Origin of the sequence: Candidatus Palauibacter sp., assembly GCF_965222475.1 — a bacterium.
Classification (GTDB): Bacteria; Gemmatimonadota; Gemmatimonadetes; order Palauibacterales; family Palauibacteraceae; genus Palauibacter.
Window position 1 is genome coordinate 30,750 of the sequence record NZ_CBDCUB010000001.1, and the last position, 18,361, is coordinate 49,110.

Here is an 18,361-nt window from a genome sequence, read left to right on the forward strand (position 1 = left end):
TTGAACGGCCGCTCCTCAACGGTCCCGACAGCCGAGCATAAGACCGCGAGGCGACGGCGTGTCCCCGATTTGCGCCGAGCCGGTGCCACTCATCGATATCGTAACAGAACTCATCGGTATTGCGCCTAGCCCCGCGCGGTACAGCGTCCTTATTCTTTAAGGGCAGCGTCGAAAGAAAAGTAAGAGTCGCAGCCCCATGAATCTTGGCACGTTGGAGAGACATGAGCGGAACCAGTCGGACTCGGTGGATCCAAGCGGTCTTGATGTTTACGATCGTCGTATCTGTCGGGCTGCTCGTGCGCGTCGCCCAAGGCAAGCAGGCGGCCGAGGCGCGAGAGCAACGACTCTTTGACCGGACGCAGAATCCTCGCGCTGGCATCCACGTCCCGATCTACGAGGCCACCTCCAGTGCGGGGGAAGCCGTGCGCCTCGGGCAGCCTGATGCTGGCACGAGACAGGTGTTGTTGTTCTTCAATACGACGTGCCCGTACTGCGTCAACTATGTCTCGAGACTACGTGCGGGTCCCCCGCGAGTTGCTTCTGGATGTGGTCGGTCGTGCCTCCGTGAACCCAGACCTGGAACGCGAACGCCCAGCCTGTGTGCCGCTGCTACACCGGGACTTCGAGCGCTATGAAGGCGGGTTCTACGGGCTCGCCATCGGCTTGGACGAATCACGGTTGTCCTTTCAGCGCCGCGTACTCCGGGGGGAGGGAGGGCGGGACATCCTGAGCAATTCAAACACGAGTGCGGTGGACTTCGTGCTGGCCGACCTGACGCCGGGAATGGCGCTCTGGCGGTAGTTCATACTCCCGCCGTTGAGCAAGGCTGGAGGCATCCCGGGCTCGCGAGAACGACGGGTGAGGTTGCCCAATGTTGATGCGCTGTCGACGGCCGGGTGGCACAGGGGTGTTGTCCGCCGCCACAGGCGGCATGATTGATCTGAACACCACAAGGAGGACACAAGATGTCTCGACGAATCCAGCGTTGCCTGATCGTCCTTTTCGTACTGTTTGTCGTGGTCGGGATCGGCTTCGGAGCAAGCCAGGCGTCCGGGTCGGTGCGTCTCACTGACGACTACTGCGGCGCGTACGAGAGTGATCTCGGCTGTTGCCCTCCGCATACCGGATACTCTTGCTTCGAGAGTTGCGTGGACCTTGGCTACTGGGGCGGCGCATGCATGCCGTTCGATCCAATCGACGATGACAATGATGACGACGATGACGACGATGACGACGATGAGAATAAACCGCCCCCGTGCGAATACTGCTGCACCTGCCTCTTCTGAATGGTAACGTATAAGGTCACTCGCGCCCTCGGAGAGCGGCTTCATCCCAGGCCAACTTTGAACCCAAGCACGGTGGACTTCCCGATTTCCGATCCGATGCGGGGGCTGGTCCTCTGGTTGTAGTGCGGCACTCGCGGCTCGCGGGGGTCACTCCGCTGGTGCTTCTGCTTGACCTGATGTTGCTGTCGACCGCATTACACGCACAGAACGGGACCATCTCGGGCCGCGTGCTGGAAGTCCTCTACAGGGCGGCCGGTCGACGGCGCCATTGTGAGTATCGAGGGGTCCGATCTCGCCACCCTCAGCGATTCCACCGGCGCCTATCGGCTCGTCGACATCCCGCCGGGCCCGCAGGTCATACGCGTCCGCCGAATCGGATTCGCGGACCTGCGCGTCTCACTCACCTTCACCCCGGACGAGGTTTTCTAGAGGTAGGAACAAAAGGTGTGTAAAAAGCGAGGCGACGTACCTTTCAGCTGACCTATCACAGCGGATCCGGGGTGAGACCCGGAGAAAGGACGTCGCCTCATGGGGCACGATACGCGGGAGAGGCCGGAGAAGTCCAGCGGGCCGGTGTGGGAGATGCCGGGGTGTGGGTTCGGGAGGAGATGCGCGGTCTGATCCAGGCGGCGCCGGGGAGGAGGTGACGGAGCTCTTGGGCCGGGTGAAGTCGGAGCGGCGTGCGGCGGTGGACGCGCCTCCGGGCTACCGGAACGGGTACGGGAAGCCGCGGCGTCCGGCCACGAGTTCGGGGACGATCGAGGTCAGGCGGCCTCGGGTCAGGGGCTTGGAGGAACGGTTCGAGAGCCGGGTGCTGCCGTTGTTCGCGCGCCGGACGCGGGAGGTGGGCGAGCTGATCCCGGAGCTGTACCCGCACGGGCTGGCCGAGGGCGACTTCGAGTTGGCCTTGCGGGGGCTGTTGGGCGACGGGGCGCCGCTGTCGAAGTCCTCGGTGAGGCGGCTCGGGGCGAGGTGGACGGCGGAGCACGAGGCGTGGAGCCGGCGGCCTCTGGGAGACCGTGAGCTGGTGTACGCGTGGGCGGACGGGATCTACGTGAAGGCGGGCCTGGAGCGGGACAAGGCGGCGCTGTTGGTGGTGATCGGCGCCATGAGCGACGGGACGAAGGAGGTGCTGGCGGTCACGCCGGGCTACCGCGAGTCGGTCGAGTCGTGGGCGGCGGTGCTGAGGGACCTCAAGGCGCGGGGGCTCGGGACTCCGAAGCTCCTGGTGGCCGACGGGAACCTGGGCATCCGGGGCGCGGCGCGGGAGGTGTGGCCTCTGGCGGCCGAGCAGCGGTGCTGGAACCACAAGACGTTGGGCGTGCCGGACCGGCTGCCGAAGCGTGAGCAGGCCGCGGCGAGGGAGATGCTGCGGGCGGCGGCGAAGGAGGCTCGCGACGCGTTCGCCGACCGCTACGCGGATGCGCAGTCCAAGGCGGTGGCCGTGCTCGAGGACGACTGGGACCGGATGACGGCCTTCTACGACTTTCCGGAGAAGCACTGGCGGCACCTGAGGACGACCAACGTCGTGGAGAGCCCGTTCGCCTCGGTCCGGCTCCGCACGACGGCCGCGAAGCGGTTCAAGCGGGGCGACAACGCCACGGCGCTGATCTGGCTGCTGCTGCTGGTGGCCGAGAAGCGGTCCGGGAAGCTCACCGCTCCCCACTTGCTGGGGGAGGTGTACGAGGGGAGGAGGTTCGAGGACGGAAAGCCCGTCCCCGAAGGTCGGGAGAGGATCGCCGCCTGATGACGTTTACACACCTATTGACCCGACCTCGTTTTCTATCGGGACCTGGAGATGGCGACGCGGGCCATCGAACTGGAGGGCCTCTCGGTGACCGTGGATCCGGTAAGCCGGGCCCGCGGAGAGCTGGCCATGGCCAGCGTCATCGATCTGGAGGCGATCCAGAATCAGACCGCCACTTCGCTGGCCGGGATCCTCTCTGGCGTACGGCCTTCGCTCAGCGACCAGCCTGCCAGTTCGAAGCGTGACGGAGTTGGCCGCGGCCCTTCGACGCTCCCCCGTCACGCTTTCGCAGGAATTCCGGGCGAGTATCACCAAGTGAAGGTCGACCTCCGGCTGTTTCTGGGTACCCTCGTGATCTTGCGAGCTCATCAGCTGCGAACCTCCGCCCGCCCCTGGGAAGCTGTGGGCCGGCGTCTGGGATTCACACGAACGACCCTGCACCGCAAATCGAAGAAATGGTCCGGAAGCACGCTAAAGGAACTTGCGGAGACCCCTCATGGGGAACTCCTGGCGAGGTTCATGTCTGATTTTGAGGGCGGAACCTGCCAACGAATTTGAGACATGTGACGTTTCAGTTTAGTGAGGCCTCCTTTCCCCAGTCTGCGGGCTCCGGTTCACCGGCTTCCCTGACGGGGATCGTGCGGTTGATCCACACCTCGGCCGGGAGTTCCAGGGCGCTCGGCGGGCCGCCGACGAAGCGGTCGGGGCGGGCGGCGTAGGCTGCGGCGAGGACGTTCCGGCGGTGCTCGATCACTCCGGCGCGCGGCCGAGGTGGACCTGTTCGGGCGTGAGCAGGCCGATGCCGCCGTGCCGGTGCTCGGTGTTGTACCACTGGAAAAACGTGCGGCAGAAGTCCTTCGCCTCCTCGATGCAGCCGAACCGGCCCGGGAAACCGGGGTGGTACTTGACGGTCTTGAACTGCGCCTCCGAGTACGGGTTTGTCGTTCGAGATCCTGGGGCGGCCCAGCGACTGCGTGACGCCCAGGTCGGTCAGCAGCTGCGCCGTGCACTTGGCCGTCATGGGAGCGCCCCTGTCCGAGTGCAGCGTGAGCACCCGGGGCCGCCCCCTGCTTGGGCACGTCTCTGCTTGGGCACGTCTCTGCGAGCAGGTGCCCGGCCAAGCCCGCGGTCTCCCGCTCCGCCACCATCCAGCCCGTGACGTAGCGGCTGAAGATGTCCAGGATCACGTACAGGTAGAAGTAACGCCCACTTCTCCGGCCCGAGGAGCCGCGTGATGTCCCAGGACCACACCTCGTTGCGCGCACGCGCCACCACCTCGGGCTTCGGGTGGTTCGGATGGCTGCGCTGCGCCCGGCGCTCCCGGACCGCCCGGTTCTCGGCCAGGATCCGGTACATCGTCCGCTCCGAGCAGAGGTAGACGCCTTCGTCCAGCAGCGTCGCGTAGACTTCCGCGGGAGCGCGGTCGGCGAAGCGCGGCGAGCACGGCACGCGGAAGAGCTCCGCCCGCTCCGCCGCGTCCAGGGCCCGGGCGGGAGCCGGCCGGGGCCGCCGCTGACCGGTCTCCGGCCTCCGGCGATGGTAGAACGTGGCGCGCGCGACCCCGAGGGCCTCGCACGCCGCGCGTACGCCCACATGCCCGGCCAGATCCCCGGCCGCGCTCAAGAGCGCTTCCCGCCCTACTCTAATCTCTTTCTCCTCTCGTGTCTCGCGCGTGTTGGCAGAGAGGGGGGGGGGCGGCCGCTCCTCAACGGTCCCGACAGCCGAGCATGAGACCGCGAGGCGACGGCGTGTCCCCGATTTGCGCCGAGCCGGTGCCACTCATCGATATCGTAACAGAACTCATCGGTATTGCGTCTAGCCCCGCGCGGTACAGCGTCCTTATTCTTTAAGGGCAGCGTCGAAAGAAAAGTAAGAGTCGCAGCCCCATGAATCTTGGCACGTTGGAGAGACATGAGCGGAACCAGTCGGACTCGGTGGATCCAAGCGGTCTTGATGTTGACGATCGTCGTATCTGTCGGGTTGCTCGTGCGCGTCGCCCAGGGCAAGCAGGCGGCCGAGGAGCGAGAGCGACGGCTCTTCGACCGGGCACGGAATCCTCGCGCTGGACTCTACGTCCCGATCTACGAGACCGTCTCAAGTGCCGGGGAAGCCGTCCGCCTCGGGCAGCCTGATGCTGGCACGAGACAGGTGTTGTTGTTCTTCAATACGACGTGCCCGTACTGCGTCAACTCTGTCCCCACGTGGAACGCTCTCACCGATCTCGCGGATTCCCGGGACGATGTCACAGCCGTCGGCGTCGCGCTGGATTCGACGCACCTCGTAACGGCGTACCGCAGCGACCACGACCTGAGATATCCGGTGGTCGAATTGGACGACCCCCGGTTCGTGCGACTGTTCCGTGTGACGACGGTCCCGCTCACGATGGTCATCGAGCCGGACGGCAGGGTGGCTTACGTGCGCAGGGGCCAGTTTGCCAGCCAGGTGTTTGTCGACTCGGTTCGTGCCGTGCTGGATCAGCCCATCCTCGAGTCGCCGGAAAGACCCTTGGAAGTCCCAAGCGTTGGTGAAGTTGGTGAAGTGCCTGCGGCCAGGTAGCACAGCGGACGTTAGCCGCAGGCGGTATGGTATTCCTCACACCCCAAGGAGGTTCACAATGTCTCGACTAGTTCAGCGCTGTCTCACCGCTCTCCTCGTGCTCTTCGTCGTGGGCGGGATCGGCTTCGGAGCCAGCCAGGCGTTCGGGTCGACCCGTGTTTCTGGCGACTACTGCGGCGCGTACGACGAGGATCTCGGCTGTTGTCCTTCGTATATCAACACCACGTGCTGGGAGGAATGCACAGACCTCGGCTACTACTTCGGCGGCGGTTGCCTCAACATGGGCGCGAAGGACAAGAACGGGTGCCAACACTGCTGCAGCTGCCTTTGGTGATCCGAGGGCCAGCTCGGGTTTGGCTGTTCGCAGAGAGGTAACAACCGTGTGGTGCTGGTGACCGGAGCGTGACACTAGAAGCGGGAACATTGCGATCAGGCCCCGCTTAAGCCTCATGGCGGGGTTTGATCTCATCATGCCATTGCTGGGAGTCGAAGCCTGCGGCACAGAACATGAAGGACCCGTAGCGTGACCACCGCTAGTAGTTCCGGGTGGCCAACATCACGTACGTGCTCAACGCCTGGGGCCGCTGCGTCGTCGGCTGGGCCATGGCGACGCACTATGCGGATCGGCGCTGGTTGAGGCCGCGCCGGCGATGGCCCCTCGCTGGCCGCCGTCCCGACGGGCGCGCGTGCTCCATTCCGATCAAGGCTCGCAGTACACCTCGTTCGCCTTCGGGGAGGTGCTGCCGCGAGTCGGGGCATCGCGCAGTCCATGGGTCCGGTGGGCGACGCCTACGACCGCGCCATATGTTGAGGCCATGGTTCTGCGCGGCTAAGGAGACCAACATGCCCGTTGAAGAGGGAATCACGAAGGGGCCCCGCCCAAGCCGTGCCCTGGTGCTTGTACTCGTCACGATCGCGCTCGCGGCCTGCGGCACCGAGCGGGACATCACCGGGAGAGAGCCGGAACAGCCGGGGATCCCCTTGGCGGTCTTGACCGTGCACGTGCGTCTTCAGCCGTCTGATGCGTCGCTCGCGTCGGCCCTGGGATGGGGGCGCGGCGTGCCGGGTGCTGAAGTCAATCTCCTCCGGAGCGGGACCGCGGACTGGGTCCGCCTCCGGACGGATGCGAGCGGTCAGGCGCGGATCGCGGATCTGCTCCCGGGGCTGTATCGGGTGTACGCGGGCCGATTCATGACCGCGGGGGAGGCATCGGCCGCGGAGCTTCCGATCCGGAGTTTCGGCGACGGGATCACGACCGAGATCGGGGGGAGGGGCGAGCAGTCGCTCGAACTCGAGTTGTCGTCGGATGTGCCCGGCTCGCTCGTGATCAGCGAAATAAGCAACTGGAGCCCGCCGTCCTGGGAGGTGGGCGGCAGCTACAGCGACGCCGACTACTTCGAGGTGTACAACAACTCCGACCGCACCCTGTTCCTGGACGGAATGGTCTTCGGCGCGACGGTGAGCGGCCAGGACAACATCCACGGGCATTGCGCGCACAGCCAGGACGTGCGGACCGATCCGCTGGGGGTCTACTCGTTGGCGATGCTCGCGTTTCCGGGAGCGGGAGGCGAGTACCCGATCGGGCCCGGGGAGACCAGACTCGTCGCCATGTCGGCGATCGATCATACGCCGGTCCACCCCGATCTCCCGGACCTGTCCGGCGCGGACTTCGAGATCCGTGCCATACGGGCGGCGGACAATCCCGCAGTTCCCAATATGATAGATGTCGGGTTGACGTCGCATGTGACGCTGTTTGGATCCATAATCCTCACGCCGTGGAAGATCGGGTCCTTCCTCGCCGAACCATTCGATCCTCGCGAGCTTCCCGTCATGTACCGGGACCTGGGTAGCCGGGATTACGTGCGGGTACCCCGCGACCTGATACTGGACGTTGTGGGCCGGGCCTCCGTGTACCCGGACCTGGAACGTAGACGCCCCGTCTGCGTGCCGCTGATACACCCGGACTTCGAACGCTACGAAGGCGGATTCCACACGATCGGACTGGGGTTGGAGGAAGCACGCCTGTCCTTTCAGCGGCAGGGGCTCCGGAGCGAGGGAGGACGGGACATCCTGAGCAATTCGAACACGAGCGCCGTGGACTTCGTGCTGGCCGATCTGACACCGGGGTTCGTCCACTGGTAGTTCGACGCTGGTCGATCATGGCAGCGGGGTCGCTCGCGATTCTGCTTGGTCTGCTGCCTTTCTCGACCGCGCTGCACGCACAGAACGGGACCATTTCGGGCCGCGTGCTGGAGTCCTCGACAGGGCGGCCGGTCGACGGCGCCATTGTGAGTATCGAGGGATCCGATCTCGCCACTCTCAGCGATTCCACCGGCGCCTATCGGCTCGTCGACATCCCGCCGGGCCCGCAGGTCGTACGCGTCCGCCGAATCGGATTTGCGGACCTGCGTGTCCCACTCACCTTCGCACCGGGCGCAGTTCTCTTCCGGGACCTTGAGGTGGCGACGCGGGCCATCGAACTGGAGGGCCTCTCGGTGACCGTGGATCCGGTAAGCCGGGCTCGCGGAGAACTGGCCACGGCCAGCGTCATCGATCTGGAGGCGATCCAGAATCAGACCGCCACTTCGCTGGCCGGGATCCTCGAACTCCTCCCGGGCGTGCCGCTCGAACCGCCGGGGCTCGGAGGCGTTCAGCAATTCGCCCTGCGTTCCGCGGCGACCTCGGGGTCCGGGGGCATTGGCTCCAACGATCTCGCGAGTTTCGGCACGGTGATCATCCTGGACGGCATCCCCGTCTCCAACAACGCGAACCTGCAATCGCTGGGGTCCGGAGCCGGAGTCGGTTTCACGACATCCGCAGGGGGCGGGATCGATCTGCGCAAGATTCCGGCGAACACGCTCGAGCGCGTGGAGGTCATCCGCGGACTCCCCTCGGTCCGCTACGGAGACCTGACGCAGGGGGCCGTCGTGGTCGACACGCGTGCGGGCGAGGTGCCGCCGGAGATCGCCGGACAGTTCGATGCCGAGACGCTCGAGGGGACGTTCCTGTGGGGAACCGGGTTCGGTAGTGAACGACAGAACTTCACCCTTGCGCTCGACATGGCGCGCACGAGAAGCCGGCCCGGGATCGCCGATGACGAGGCGGTCCGGGTGGCGGGCCAGCTCTCCCACAGGCTCGCCTTCGGAGGCCCGAGATCGCCGGACGCGACGGGACTCGGGCAGCAGAAACTGACGTTCGACACGCGACTGGACGTCTTTCAGCTCTTTGACGACCGGCCCGAGGACCCGAATATCCGCAACGACGCCAGCTCGAAAGTCCGGGATCGGGGGATCCGGGCATCCGAGCGGGCGAGGCTCTGGCTCGGAGAGGATACGCGCCTCTCGTTCACCGGGTCCATCACGGTATTCGAGCAGGATTCCGAAGCCCACAACGAGTTGGTGCGCGGGGCGCTGCCGGTTACGACTCGGCTCACGGAGGGCCGGCAGGAGGGGTCCTTCGTTCTGGGTCCCTACGTCGCGGATGTGGAGGTCGACGGTGGACCTCGTCTCTTCTTCGGGCGGCTCGAACTGGAGACCCGGAGCGATCTGTTCTCTACCGACCACCGGATCCGCGTGGGCGTCGAACCCCGCCGGGAATGGAACTCGGGGCGAGGCAGGTTCTTCGACATCACCCGTCCGCCGTACATGACCTTCACCGGCGTCCGCGGCTGGACTCGGCCCCGCAGTTACGAGGACATAGGCGACCTGGTCATGAGCGGCTGGTACGTGGACGACCGCGTCACCGTGGGGCTCGGTGGCCAGAGCACGGTCCAGCTTCAGGGCGGGCTCAGGCTGGACCTCCTTCACGAGGGCGCGACGTGGTTCGACGGCGTTCGCGACGCGTTCCTCCAGCCCCGGATGACGGTCGAACTCGCTCCCGTTCCGTGGCTGCGGCTCAAGGGAAACTGGGGCCGCGTGGCCAAGGCCCCCACCCTCAGCCGTCTCTTCCCCGGACCGAAGTACTACGATCTCATCAACGTCAATCAGTTCACGAACGACCCTGCCGAGCGTCTGGCCGTGCTCACGACGTTCATCCGCCACCCGACCGGCGCCGATCTGGGCTGGGTCCGGGCCACGAAGGCCGAGGCCGGTTTCGAACTGAGCGTCGGCGGAGCCGAGATCTCCCTGGTGGCCTTCCGCGACCGTATCCGGGGCGGGGTCGGGAGCGTCCCGGAGACCGACATCCTGCTCCGCGAGTCGTTTGCGCTCACCGACTCGATCATCGGCAACGGGATCAAGCCGGGGATCATCGAACCCGCGACCCACGCGGACACGATACCGATCCTCATCCATCATCCCCGGAACATCGTCGAGCAGACGAACCGTGGGATCGAACTGATCGCGGCGCTCCCCGAGCTTCGAGCGCTTCGCACCCGGGCGCTGGTCACGGGCGCGCTGGTGGAGACCGAGCAGATCAAGAACGCGCTCGATTTCGGAGGGGGGTTCGGAGCGTTTCAGATCCATGAACGGGACGAGCGGCATCCGTTCTTCGATCCCGCGCTCGAGTTCGGGAAGCGGGCGATGGTCACGTACCGGATGATCCACCATCAGCCGGAGCTGGGCCTGGTTCTCACTGCGACGATTCAACACAACATCACCGATGAGTTCGTTGACGAGGCCGCACACGACAGTCTGGCTTTCGCCGGCTACATCACGCGACGGGGCGAACTGGTGCGGGTCCCGGTGGCGGACCGCGGTCTGCCGGAGTATCAGGATCTGCGGGTCCCGAGGGCGGGGAGGGCCTGGAGGCTGCGGGCCAGCCCGGCCGATTGGATGCTGAGCTTTCAGGTCTCCAAGACTCTGCCCCTCAATGGACAGGTCAACCTCTGGTTCTTCAACGCGTTCGACCGCCGTGGGGCCGTGGGCTCGCCGGACGTGCGCCCACGGCCGTATCCGGACGTACAGTTCGGACTCGAGGTGCTGCTTCCTCTCCATGGCGTCTTTCCGGCTCTGGGCGGAGGCGGATAGCCGGTGATACGGTTCAGAGGCGTTACGCGGTCCGGTTGGGGCGACATCGCTGTCGTGAGCGTCCTCGCCACGCTCGGCATGGCCGCGACGGGGCCCGCGCCGGTGGCGGGCCAGGCCACCGAAGCAGCGGCCACGACCCCACGCGCGGAACAGCCCTGGCTCGCGCGGTGGCGGCCGTTGGAGGTCCTCGGAGACCTGCCCCGGACGTTGCCCGGCTCCGAGAGCCCGTTCCCGGCCCTGCTGGCGTTTCCGGCTCCCCGGGTCGGCACATTGTGGACGGTCGGCAATCCGGCCGCCCTGCCGTTCGAACTGGAGGACCGGCGCACCGATTTCTCGATCTCGCGCGAGGCTCGGTCCGGGCGCTACCGGCGTCCTCTCGACCCCACGGAGGTCACGAACGTCACCCTCACCGGTTCGGGGTGGCGGCCGCTCTCCGAGCGCGCGGCGGTCATCGGGCGCCTGGTCGTTCAGCGGACCGGCCTCGGCGACGGCTCCTTCTCCGACCAGCTCATGCCCTACGCAACGAGCCCCTTCGCCGTGTTCGACACGACCGGCGAGGCTCAGACCCGCACGCTGGTCCGCGTTGAAGGAGCCAGCGGATGGCGATTCGGACGTCTCGCCCTGGGACTCGCCCTCGGATACGAGTCCCAGCGGACGTTCACCGATGATGCCAGAGTGCCGCGCCTGAACCGGACCGCGACTCCCGGCGCGACCGTGGGTCTCGCATGGGTGTCTTCCTCCGGCGGCCTCACCATCGGTGTTCTCGGCGGCCTGCAGGAGACCGCCCAAACCTCAACCATCTACTCAAGGGCTGCCGCATCCCGCGCCTACACGCCCGAGGGATATGGGCCGCTTGTTGCGTTCGACCTCCTCGCGGCCGGTCTTCGACGCCGGTTCGAGCGCGACGCGAAGGGACTCACCGTCTCGGCGAGCGGGCGCGCGGGAGCGGTGAAGTGGGTCGTCTACGGCCGACGCGAAGCGCTTACCGAAAGCCGCTTCACGACGTTTATTTTTCGGGAGCTCGCCGACGACTGGGATACGCGCGGCTGGACGCTCGGTGGAGCGGGCTCGCTCTCCTCCGGCTCCCTCGACCTCGCCCTCGATGCCCGGTTCACGACGCTGGTCGGCAGGGGCTTTCGGGGCGATCTCGATCTCGAACACTTCGAGTCCACGGATCGGAGGCTCCGGATCGAGGCCGATGGAAGGTGGAAGCCCGTGGGCGGATGGGAGGCGGGCGCCCGTCTCATCCTGACGAGGAACACGAGCGACCGCTGGGACCGCCTCAGCCGGACGGGCTCGGAGTTCTCGTCATGGTCCCCCGCGCTCGGGATCGAACTTGCGCGGCGCCTGTCCGGGCATGTGGCGGTGTCGCTGGGGAGTGTGGTGTCGACGTACGGCGTATCCTCAACTACGCCCCCGCCCGGCCAATTCGGTTCCGCGTGGGAGAAGTGGATCGCCCCGGAACTCGGGCTCATGGCCACGGGAGCCACCGGCTGGGCGGCGCAGGCCACGCTCCTCATCGGGTCGAACGACAGCAGGACGGTCTGGCTCCGCGCCCAGTACGGGCGTGGCCAACCGGCGACACCCGCGGAACTGCAGTCGGACACGCCCACCGGATCGAGAGACCGGTTCGAGCTTACAATCGGTGTGGTACTCCCGCGGCACCCGTAACTATCGGGAAGACGGGGTCTCGAGAACGGTGGCGCGCGATGCGTCGGCGGAGCGTGCCTTGGTTTCTCGCATCGATTCGCCCGACAGCCTAAACCGAACGCCGCAAGGCGACGAGTGTCCCCGGTTAAGCCGCTGCCCGACACTTGGTTCGACTAATCGATGTCGTAACAAGATTCATCGGTATTGCGTCTAGCTCAGAACCCCACAGTGCGCTCCATTCCTTGAACAATGATCGACATAGCCATCAATCGTCCGCGAAAGCGGGATAGCTCCAGGCCCGTGATCACGGCGGCGCGGTTGGGGGGGGGCGATCACCATCAGGTTCTTGATGGTGATGATGGCCACGTCGTGACGGGGGCGGCCAGGGAATTCATCAACTTCCCCTTTGGCTGCCTCGCGGCCGACCACTCCGGCGGAAGGTCGGGCGAGACCTTTCCGTCGCCCGATGACCACGCCCTCACGCCCCCGCGTCGGCCCCGCGCGTCGCAACGGAGAGCCGCCCATCGCATCCGGACGTAGCCTCGTGCCAGGATCTCGTTGAGGGCTGCTGCCCTGAGCCTTTCCGCCGTGACTCACTCGAGTTCGTGACCCGAGCGGAGTAGCGTCCGGTCGACCCGGAGGTCGATCGTCCAGCCCCTCTGCGTCGGTGGGAACCAGGGTGGCGAAACCAGCCGTCGGCGGCGGGTGCCGTGGTCTCACGGATGGGATTCTCCGGAGCGCCCGCGCCCCTACTGGATTGGCAAAACTACACTTACCGAGTAGGGCACTCTCGCCAAGAGCTGCCCCCTTCCATGAAGGCCCGACGGACCCGAAGCAAGTCTTGCCCACGGGCGGGATATAGGATGTAGAGACGAAGATCCAATCCGGGACGACGGGTTGCGGGGGGGTGGCCGTTTCGGGCCGCGAGGCCGTGCCCGAGCTCCGGAGCGAGAGACCGACAACAAGAAAGCGATTCTCCCCGTGCAGAGAATCACGAGAGTACGCCTCGCCGTCCTGATCGCGTGCACCTGTGCGCTCGGTCTGGGCGGCAGTTCGTCCGGGTGCGCGTCGCTCGGAGGCGTGACCGGCGGATGCTGCAGGGTGTGCCAGGTGGGCTGAAAACTAGGGCGTTTCTCATGAACGGTCCCGAACTGGAGGTACGAGTTGTGGTCAAGGACTGGCGATGCTGTTGACGCGTAGGAGTGTGAGCACGGGTTTCATAGGGGTTGTGGTCGGCCTCGCGCTGGTGTCGCTGATCCAAGTGTTTCACGGGGACCAGTCGGATGCGAGCCGCGTTAACAACGAAGTGACGCCCCCGAAGAGCGAGACGCGCCTATCGCTGATATATGTCGGCAGCCCGGATTGTTCGTGGTCCACTCGACCCGATGTGATGGACGCGGTGAATATCATCAAGCAGCGTCTTCGGAATTACGCACTTGAGAACGACATGGGATTTGCTGCTCTCGGCGTCGCCACTACCGCCAATTCCCGCGCAGGGCTTCGGCATTTGAATGCCCTGACTCAGTAGATTCTTGTCTTGCAGCGAGAGATCACTTGGGCTGACCGGGGTGCCTTACCGGGCGAGTTCGCGGGTTCGGTCGTGCGTCGCCTCGGGCGCGCGAGCGGTGCCTCGGCGCTGATGGAATGGGCCTCTTCGAGCAGGATACTACCCCCATCAAGCACCGTCGTGAACCCATCTTCGTTCTGAAGTACAAGTAGGCAACTCCAACACAGGAGGAAGAGGAATGCGAAAGCAGAGCAGACGTTTCGTAACGCTGTTGTGTGGCTTGCTATTGGGTGGCGCCGTGGCCGTACTATGGCAGCCGAAGGCCGCGTCGGCCGGGGACTGCTTGGCAAAGCACAAGTGCGTTGTTCATCCCGGCGGGGAGGACACAGCCGACACTTGCGAGCCGACATGGCAATCGGGGAGAACCTGCCGGATGGGTATCGAGATCTGCTGGGCGGGGTGTGATGTTGTCTACTAGAATCTGAGCGAAGCTCGAAGCAGCGATGCCTCGGAGCAGGAGGGCTGGCCCGGATCGGCGGTTTGGAGCGGTGTTATCACTGTATCTGTTCGGTCTGGCTGGTTGTGACGGTGAGCGGCTTACGGTCCATCCGTTGCCCGAACTGTTGATCCGACCAGGTGCACCGGCGGCCGTGATCGAATCGTCGGCCGGGGCCGTGCCCCCAGCGGCAGCTTTCGTCGTTGAACTGCGGGAAGGAGACAACACTATATCCATTGGGGTGTTGGACGAGCCGTCTCCGTTGCAATTTGGTTCCGTCGCAGGTGCTGAGTTCGGTCCCGGCGGAACTCTCTTGGTGCTTGACGGGCAGGCGTCCGACTTGCGGGTGTTTGCATTGGGGGCGGGTCCCCCGGAAGCGATCGCCGCCGGTGTTCAGATCGTTGGTGGCGCTGGGACCGGGCCCGGAGAATTCCAGCGGCCGACGGCGCTTTCGGTTGGTCGCGCGGGGCTCTTGGGGGTGTTCGAGTCGACGGGCCGGGTGCATCTTTTCGGGTGGAACGAGGAAGGGGCGCTAGAGCATCGGACGACCTTCCAGCTCAGAATGGATGTCGAAGACGGGTGCGTCCTCGGAGACCACCTGGTAACCACCGGACTGCACTCGGAACACTCCGGCGCGGTCCATCTGTTCTCCACGTCGGGTGAGTGGGTTCGGTCATTCGGGAGGTTCTACGACACCGACAACCCTTGGGTCTCCGAGACGATTCACCGGTCCCTGGTCACATGCCTGGAAGGCTCGAACGAGATTCTGGTTGCGCCATTGTTTCTTCCAGAGGCGAGAAAATACGACGCGCTCGGCAATCTCCTGTGGTGGACGGAGTTCGACGGGTTGAGGCCAGTATACTTGGCGGAGACCGTCGATGGCATGGTGGGGGTCGGGACCCCCGAAGACGGGTACCATGGAACGATTGGTGTCACGGGAGATGTAGGCAGAGGAGTAGCGATTCTTCAGGTCGGTCTTGTCACCCGCGAGCGCCGCGAAAGGGGTAGCGATCAGGAGAGGATATGACCCCCAGATCCTGGACACCCCACCATTGTGACGATTGACCTCCGGGCGTGGTGCTGCTCAGGGTAGAACCTGGCAGACCGGAGGGAGGTTGTCATGGCACGGCGGCGGTACACGCCCAAGCTGAAGGCGCAGGTGGTGCTGGAGGTCTTGGGGGGCGAGAAGACGCCTGGGCAGGTGGCCAAGGCGTATGGGGTGCACCCGAACTCGGTACAGCTCTGGAGGCGGCGGTTCGTGGACCGGGCGCCGGAGGTCTTCGCCGAGGAGACGACGGTGAAGGAGTACGAGCGCCGGATCCGGGATCTGGAGCAGCTGTTGGGCAAGAAGGAGGTCGAGATCGCGCTGCTAAAAAATTTCTTGGGCCGGAGCGGCTGAGCGTGGCTGAGAAGGTGGCGCTCGTCTCCGGCACGCGCGAGGCGTACGGCCTGGCGCCATCGCTGCGGGCGGTGGGGTTGGCGCGCTCGACGTGGTACCACCACACGCGGACGAGGGTCGCCTACGCACGGAAGTACGCGCACCTGGAGGCGCCGCTCAAGGCGATCGCCGAGGCGCACCCGGAGTATGGGTACCGGCGGACCACCGCCGAACTCCGGGAGACATACGGATACCGGGTGAACCGGAAGGTCGTGGCGCGGCTGCACCGGCTGTGGGATCTGTCCTTGAGGCGCACGGTCACGCGGCCGAAGCCGAGCGCGGTCCGGCGGGCCATCGACGCGGCGGGTCCGCGCGCCAACCTGTTGTCGGGACGGCCGAAGGCGGAGATCGGAGCGCTGGAGGTCTTCTACACGGACTTCACCGAACTCCTCTACGCCGGCGGGACCCGGAAGGCGTGGCTGATCCCCATCCTCGATCACCGGGCGAAGTACGTGCCGGGCTTCGCCGTTGGAGCGTCGGCCAACTCCGATCTGGCGCTCTCGGCCTGGACGGCGGCGGAGCGGGCCCTGGCCCGCCTCCGGAACTCGCTGGACGGGATCATCGTCCACCAGGACCGGGACCCCGTGTTCACCGGCTACGCATGGACCGGCCGGCTGCTGGCGGCGGGTGCGCGGCTCTCCTACGCACTCCGCGGACCGAGGGACAACCCGGAGATGGAGAGCTTCTTCGGACGGTTCAAGGTGGAGAACCGGTCGCTGATCCTCGACGCCGGCTCGCTCGAGGAGCTCGCGGCCGTCGTGCGGGATCGGATCAACTACTACATCGGGTGCGCCGTCACTCCTCCCTTGGAGACCGGCCACCCATGACCATCATCGAGGACTTCTACCGCGAGGGCTGAGCAGCACAATAAACCCGGAGGTCGGGTGTCCAACTTTTGGGGGTCACTTCAAGATCTCCACGTATGTGCTCGCTCCAGATACGGGTGAGGGTGCGCTGCTTGGCCGCGACATCCGCCGAATTCGCGATATCGACGCAGCGGGTGCCGTGCTTTCAAGTGGCCTTCCGTTCCCCACCCTGCGTGTGATCCCTTGGCCTTCGGACGTGAGCCAGCGTTGAGGTCAGGACGGCCTCTCGTCCCGCTGCTGCTGTGGGCCGGCACGATCACACCGGCGCTGTCCCCGCCGGCAATGCACGCACAGCAACCGACCCGGCTGACGGGCACAGTTCAGGAGGTGGGCGGAGGCCGTCCGGTCGAGGCGGCAACGGTTCGGCTAACGAGCTCTTCCGGTTTGACCGCCGAGGCTCTCACGGATCCCGACGGGGTGTTCTCCTTTGAGGCGATCGTTCCCGGGGAGTATGTGCTTCTCGTTCGTCGTTTGGGGTATGCGGAACTGAGCATTCCGCTGACCGTAGAGGAGGAGCAGGCAGTAGAGTTGTCGGTGCGGCTGACGCCAGCCGCAATCCGTGTGGCGCCCCTGGAAGTTGGCATCCGGGGCCGTCCCGCCCGGTTGGCGGAAGCGGGGTACTACGATCGGATGGCGCGGGGTTGGGGGACGTTTACCGACCCGGCTTCCATGACTGTGCTAAGGAAGGGGTCTATCAGGTTGCCTCAGCTTGTCCAGATCCTTCAGGACCGTGCCCCCATCAAGGCTGCTATCTGCGGCCGGAGAAACACGGTGTTCCTCGATGGCCGTCCCCTGGATCCTGAATTTGCACGCGAGATGTCCGCTTGGGAGCTTGGGGCGGCGGAGGTGTACGCGGATGGGGCGGGGTTACCCGTCTTCGCCATGACGCCGTTAACCCTTAGGTGCGGTGCGACGCTGCTCTGGTCAACCGTGACCACCGTAGGAGCGGGTAACCCGATGCCGCAAATCACCGTCCAACTCTGCGAACCTGTCGGAGGTCCGGGGAACGTCACGCTTGAGGGAATCGTGGCGGATCAGGTCACGGGCGTAAGGCTGCCGGCCGCGCGTGTGCGGGGTTCGTACACCATCGGTGAAGGGGCGCAACGACAGATCGACGTGCGGACAGATTCGCTGGGGCGCTACCGGCTTTGCGACATACCGCGGGAGGCGGAGGTCTCGTTAGTAGCTTCGTACAACCGCATCACAGGGGTCCCGACCGTGGTTGATGCACGACCCGAGGCCGATGCGGGGCTCAAGATACAAGTCACCGCCCCGGGCATGATCGTCGGCGACGTGATTCACGCGAGCACTGGGCAGGGGTTGAGGTCCGTACGCATCATGGTTGCTGGCACGGATCACACTGCCACCTCGGGCAGGTCCGGTGTCTTCTCGGTCGGGCCTCTCCCACCAGGCTCGTACACGATCCAAACCCTGTGCGGCGGCTTCAGCTTGGCAACGGCACAGGTGCAGGTGGAAGAGGGACAAGAGGCCCGCGTGCAGTTGGTTCTGAAGCCTCTGGGCGGGGATCGCTATAGATGCCGCAACTGAGGTCCATGTGACTGCAGTTATTCGATTGCTTCCCCGCAGCTGGCCGGGTGCTAGCCGAGCTGATAAGCCGGCTTTAGTTCGGCAACCGTACAAGTACACGCTAGCGAGGGACAGGAGGTCCGCGTCCAGGGTGTCGCAACTGAGGCCTCTGTTGCGGACACCTAACTCATTTTCTGGAAAGGTGGCATAGTCCGTGTCTCAACTCCGCCGCAAGCCTCGCACAACCGTAGGTGCGCCCCTGGCCCTGTTCTTTGGTTTCTGTATTGGGTGCTCTCTGTCTTCTTCCCAACTCATAGCGCA

General features: G+C 65.5%; 15 protein-coding genes and 3 pseudogenes. 15 read left to right on the forward strand and 3 right to left on the reverse strand.

Annotated features, from left to right (window positions below):
- Positions 1 to 516: 516 nt before the first annotated feature.
- The 5 genes and pseudogenes from ACOQPP_RS00120 to ACOQPP_RS00140 all read left to right on the forward strand — a co-directional run bounded on the left by ACOQPP_RS00120 (position 517) and on the right by ACOQPP_RS00140 (position 3,591).
- Complete coding sequence (locus tag ACOQPP_RS00120) at positions 517 to 801, forward strand: hypothetical protein (RefSeq protein WP_419167046.1); 285 nt, start codon at positions 517 to 519, stop codon at positions 799 to 801.
- A 164-nt stretch (positions 802 to 965) separates the two neighbouring features.
- Entirely contained in the window at positions 966 to 1,286 is a 321-nt protein-coding gene (locus tag ACOQPP_RS00125; RefSeq protein WP_419167047.1) for a hypothetical protein, read from the forward strand.
- 249 nt (positions 1,287 to 1,535) lie between these two features.
- Positions 1,536 to 1,715, forward strand: a pseudogene (locus ACOQPP_RS00130) (carboxypeptidase regulatory-like domain-containing protein); the annotation flags it as partial.
- 99 nt (positions 1,716 to 1,814) lie between these two features.
- Positions 1,815 to 3,033: pseudogene (locus tag ACOQPP_RS00135) on the forward strand (IS256 family transposase).
- 51 nt (positions 3,034 to 3,084) lie between these two features.
- The gene (locus ACOQPP_RS00140) at positions 3,085 to 3,591 is read left to right on the forward strand and encodes a hypothetical protein (protein ID WP_419167048.1); all 507 of its coding nucleotides are present in this window, start codon (positions 3,085 to 3,087) and stop codon (positions 3,589 to 3,591) included.
- A 13-nt stretch (positions 3,592 to 3,604) separates the two neighbouring features.
- Here ACOQPP_RS00140 and ACOQPP_RS00145 read toward each other — a convergent pair whose 3' ends face one another.
- The 3 genes and pseudogenes from ACOQPP_RS00145 to ACOQPP_RS00155 all read right to left on the reverse strand — a co-directional run bounded on the left by ACOQPP_RS00145 (position 3,605) and on the right by ACOQPP_RS00155 (position 4,656).
- Complete coding sequence (locus tag ACOQPP_RS00145; protein WP_419167049.1) at positions 3,605 to 3,787, reverse strand: hypothetical protein; 183 nt, start codon at positions 3,785 to 3,787, stop codon at positions 3,605 to 3,607.
- Positions 3,784 to 3,936: pseudogene (locus ACOQPP_RS00150) on the reverse strand (integrase core domain-containing protein); the annotation flags it as partial. The pseudogene ACOQPP_RS00150 and the gene ACOQPP_RS00145, both read right to left, overlap by 4 nt.
- Before the next feature lie 114 nt (positions 3,937 to 4,050).
- Complete coding sequence (locus ACOQPP_RS00155; protein WP_419167050.1) at positions 4,051 to 4,656, reverse strand: hypothetical protein; 606 nt, start codon at positions 4,654 to 4,656, stop codon at positions 4,051 to 4,053.
- A 330-nt stretch (positions 4,657 to 4,986) separates the two neighbouring features.
- On the opposite strand from ACOQPP_RS00155, the gene ACOQPP_RS00160 reads away from it, so the two are divergent.
- The 10 genes from ACOQPP_RS00160 to ACOQPP_RS00205 all read left to right on the forward strand — a co-directional run bounded on the left by ACOQPP_RS00160 (position 4,987) and on the right by ACOQPP_RS00205 (position 18,061).
- Positions 4,987 to 5,589 (forward strand): TlpA family protein disulfide reductase, encoded by a 603-nt coding sequence (locus ACOQPP_RS00160; protein ID WP_419167175.1) that lies wholly within the window; start codon positions 4,987 to 4,989, stop codon positions 5,587 to 5,589.
- Positions 5,590 to 5,647: 58 nt separating this feature from the next.
- Complete coding sequence (locus ACOQPP_RS00165) at positions 5,648 to 5,923, forward strand: hypothetical protein (RefSeq protein ID WP_419167051.1); 276 nt, start codon at positions 5,648 to 5,650, stop codon at positions 5,921 to 5,923.
- 509 nt (positions 5,924 to 6,432) lie between these two features.
- A complete protein-coding gene (locus ACOQPP_RS00170) occupies positions 6,433 to 7,731 on the forward strand; it encodes a hypothetical protein (protein WP_419167052.1) in 1,299 nt (432 codons plus the stop codon).
- 17 nt (positions 7,732 to 7,748) lie between these two features.
- Positions 7,749 to 10,556, forward strand: coding sequence for a TonB-dependent receptor (locus tag ACOQPP_RS00175; RefSeq protein ID WP_419167053.1), 2,808 nt, complete (start codon positions 7,749 to 7,751; stop codon positions 10,554 to 10,556).
- Between the two features lie 3 nt (positions 10,557 to 10,559).
- Positions 10,560 to 12,227: a DUF6850 family outer membrane beta-barrel protein gene (locus ACOQPP_RS00180; RefSeq protein ID WP_419167054.1), complete on the forward strand. Its 1,668-nt coding sequence runs from the start codon at positions 10,560 to 10,562 to the stop codon at positions 12,225 to 12,227.
- A gap of 1,183 nt (positions 12,228 to 13,410) precedes the next feature.
- Complete coding sequence (locus tag ACOQPP_RS00185) at positions 13,411 to 13,734, forward strand: hypothetical protein (RefSeq protein WP_419167055.1); 324 nt, start codon at positions 13,411 to 13,413, stop codon at positions 13,732 to 13,734.
- A 629-nt stretch (positions 13,735 to 14,363) separates the two neighbouring features.
- The gene (locus ACOQPP_RS00190; RefSeq protein ID WP_420635575.1) at positions 14,364 to 15,236 is read left to right on the forward strand and encodes a hypothetical protein; all 873 of its coding nucleotides are present in this window, start codon (positions 14,364 to 14,366) and stop codon (positions 15,234 to 15,236) included.
- 93 nt (positions 15,237 to 15,329) lie between these two features.
- Positions 15,330 to 15,608 carry a transposase gene (locus ACOQPP_RS00195; protein WP_420635576.1) on the forward strand — a complete coding sequence of 93 codons (279 nt, stop codon included), beginning with the start codon at positions 15,330 to 15,332 and terminating at the stop codon, positions 15,606 to 15,608.
- Between the two features lie 2 nt (positions 15,609 to 15,610).
- Positions 15,611 to 16,474, forward strand: coding sequence for an IS3 family transposase (locus ACOQPP_RS00200; RefSeq protein WP_420635577.1), 864 nt, complete (start codon positions 15,611 to 15,613; stop codon positions 16,472 to 16,474).
- A gap of 321 nt (positions 16,475 to 16,795) precedes the next feature.
- Positions 16,796 to 18,061 (forward strand): carboxypeptidase-like regulatory domain-containing protein, encoded by a 1,266-nt coding sequence (locus tag ACOQPP_RS00205; RefSeq protein WP_420635962.1) that lies wholly within the window; start codon positions 16,796 to 16,798, stop codon positions 18,059 to 18,061.
- Positions 18,062 to 18,361: the final 300 nt, after the last annotated feature.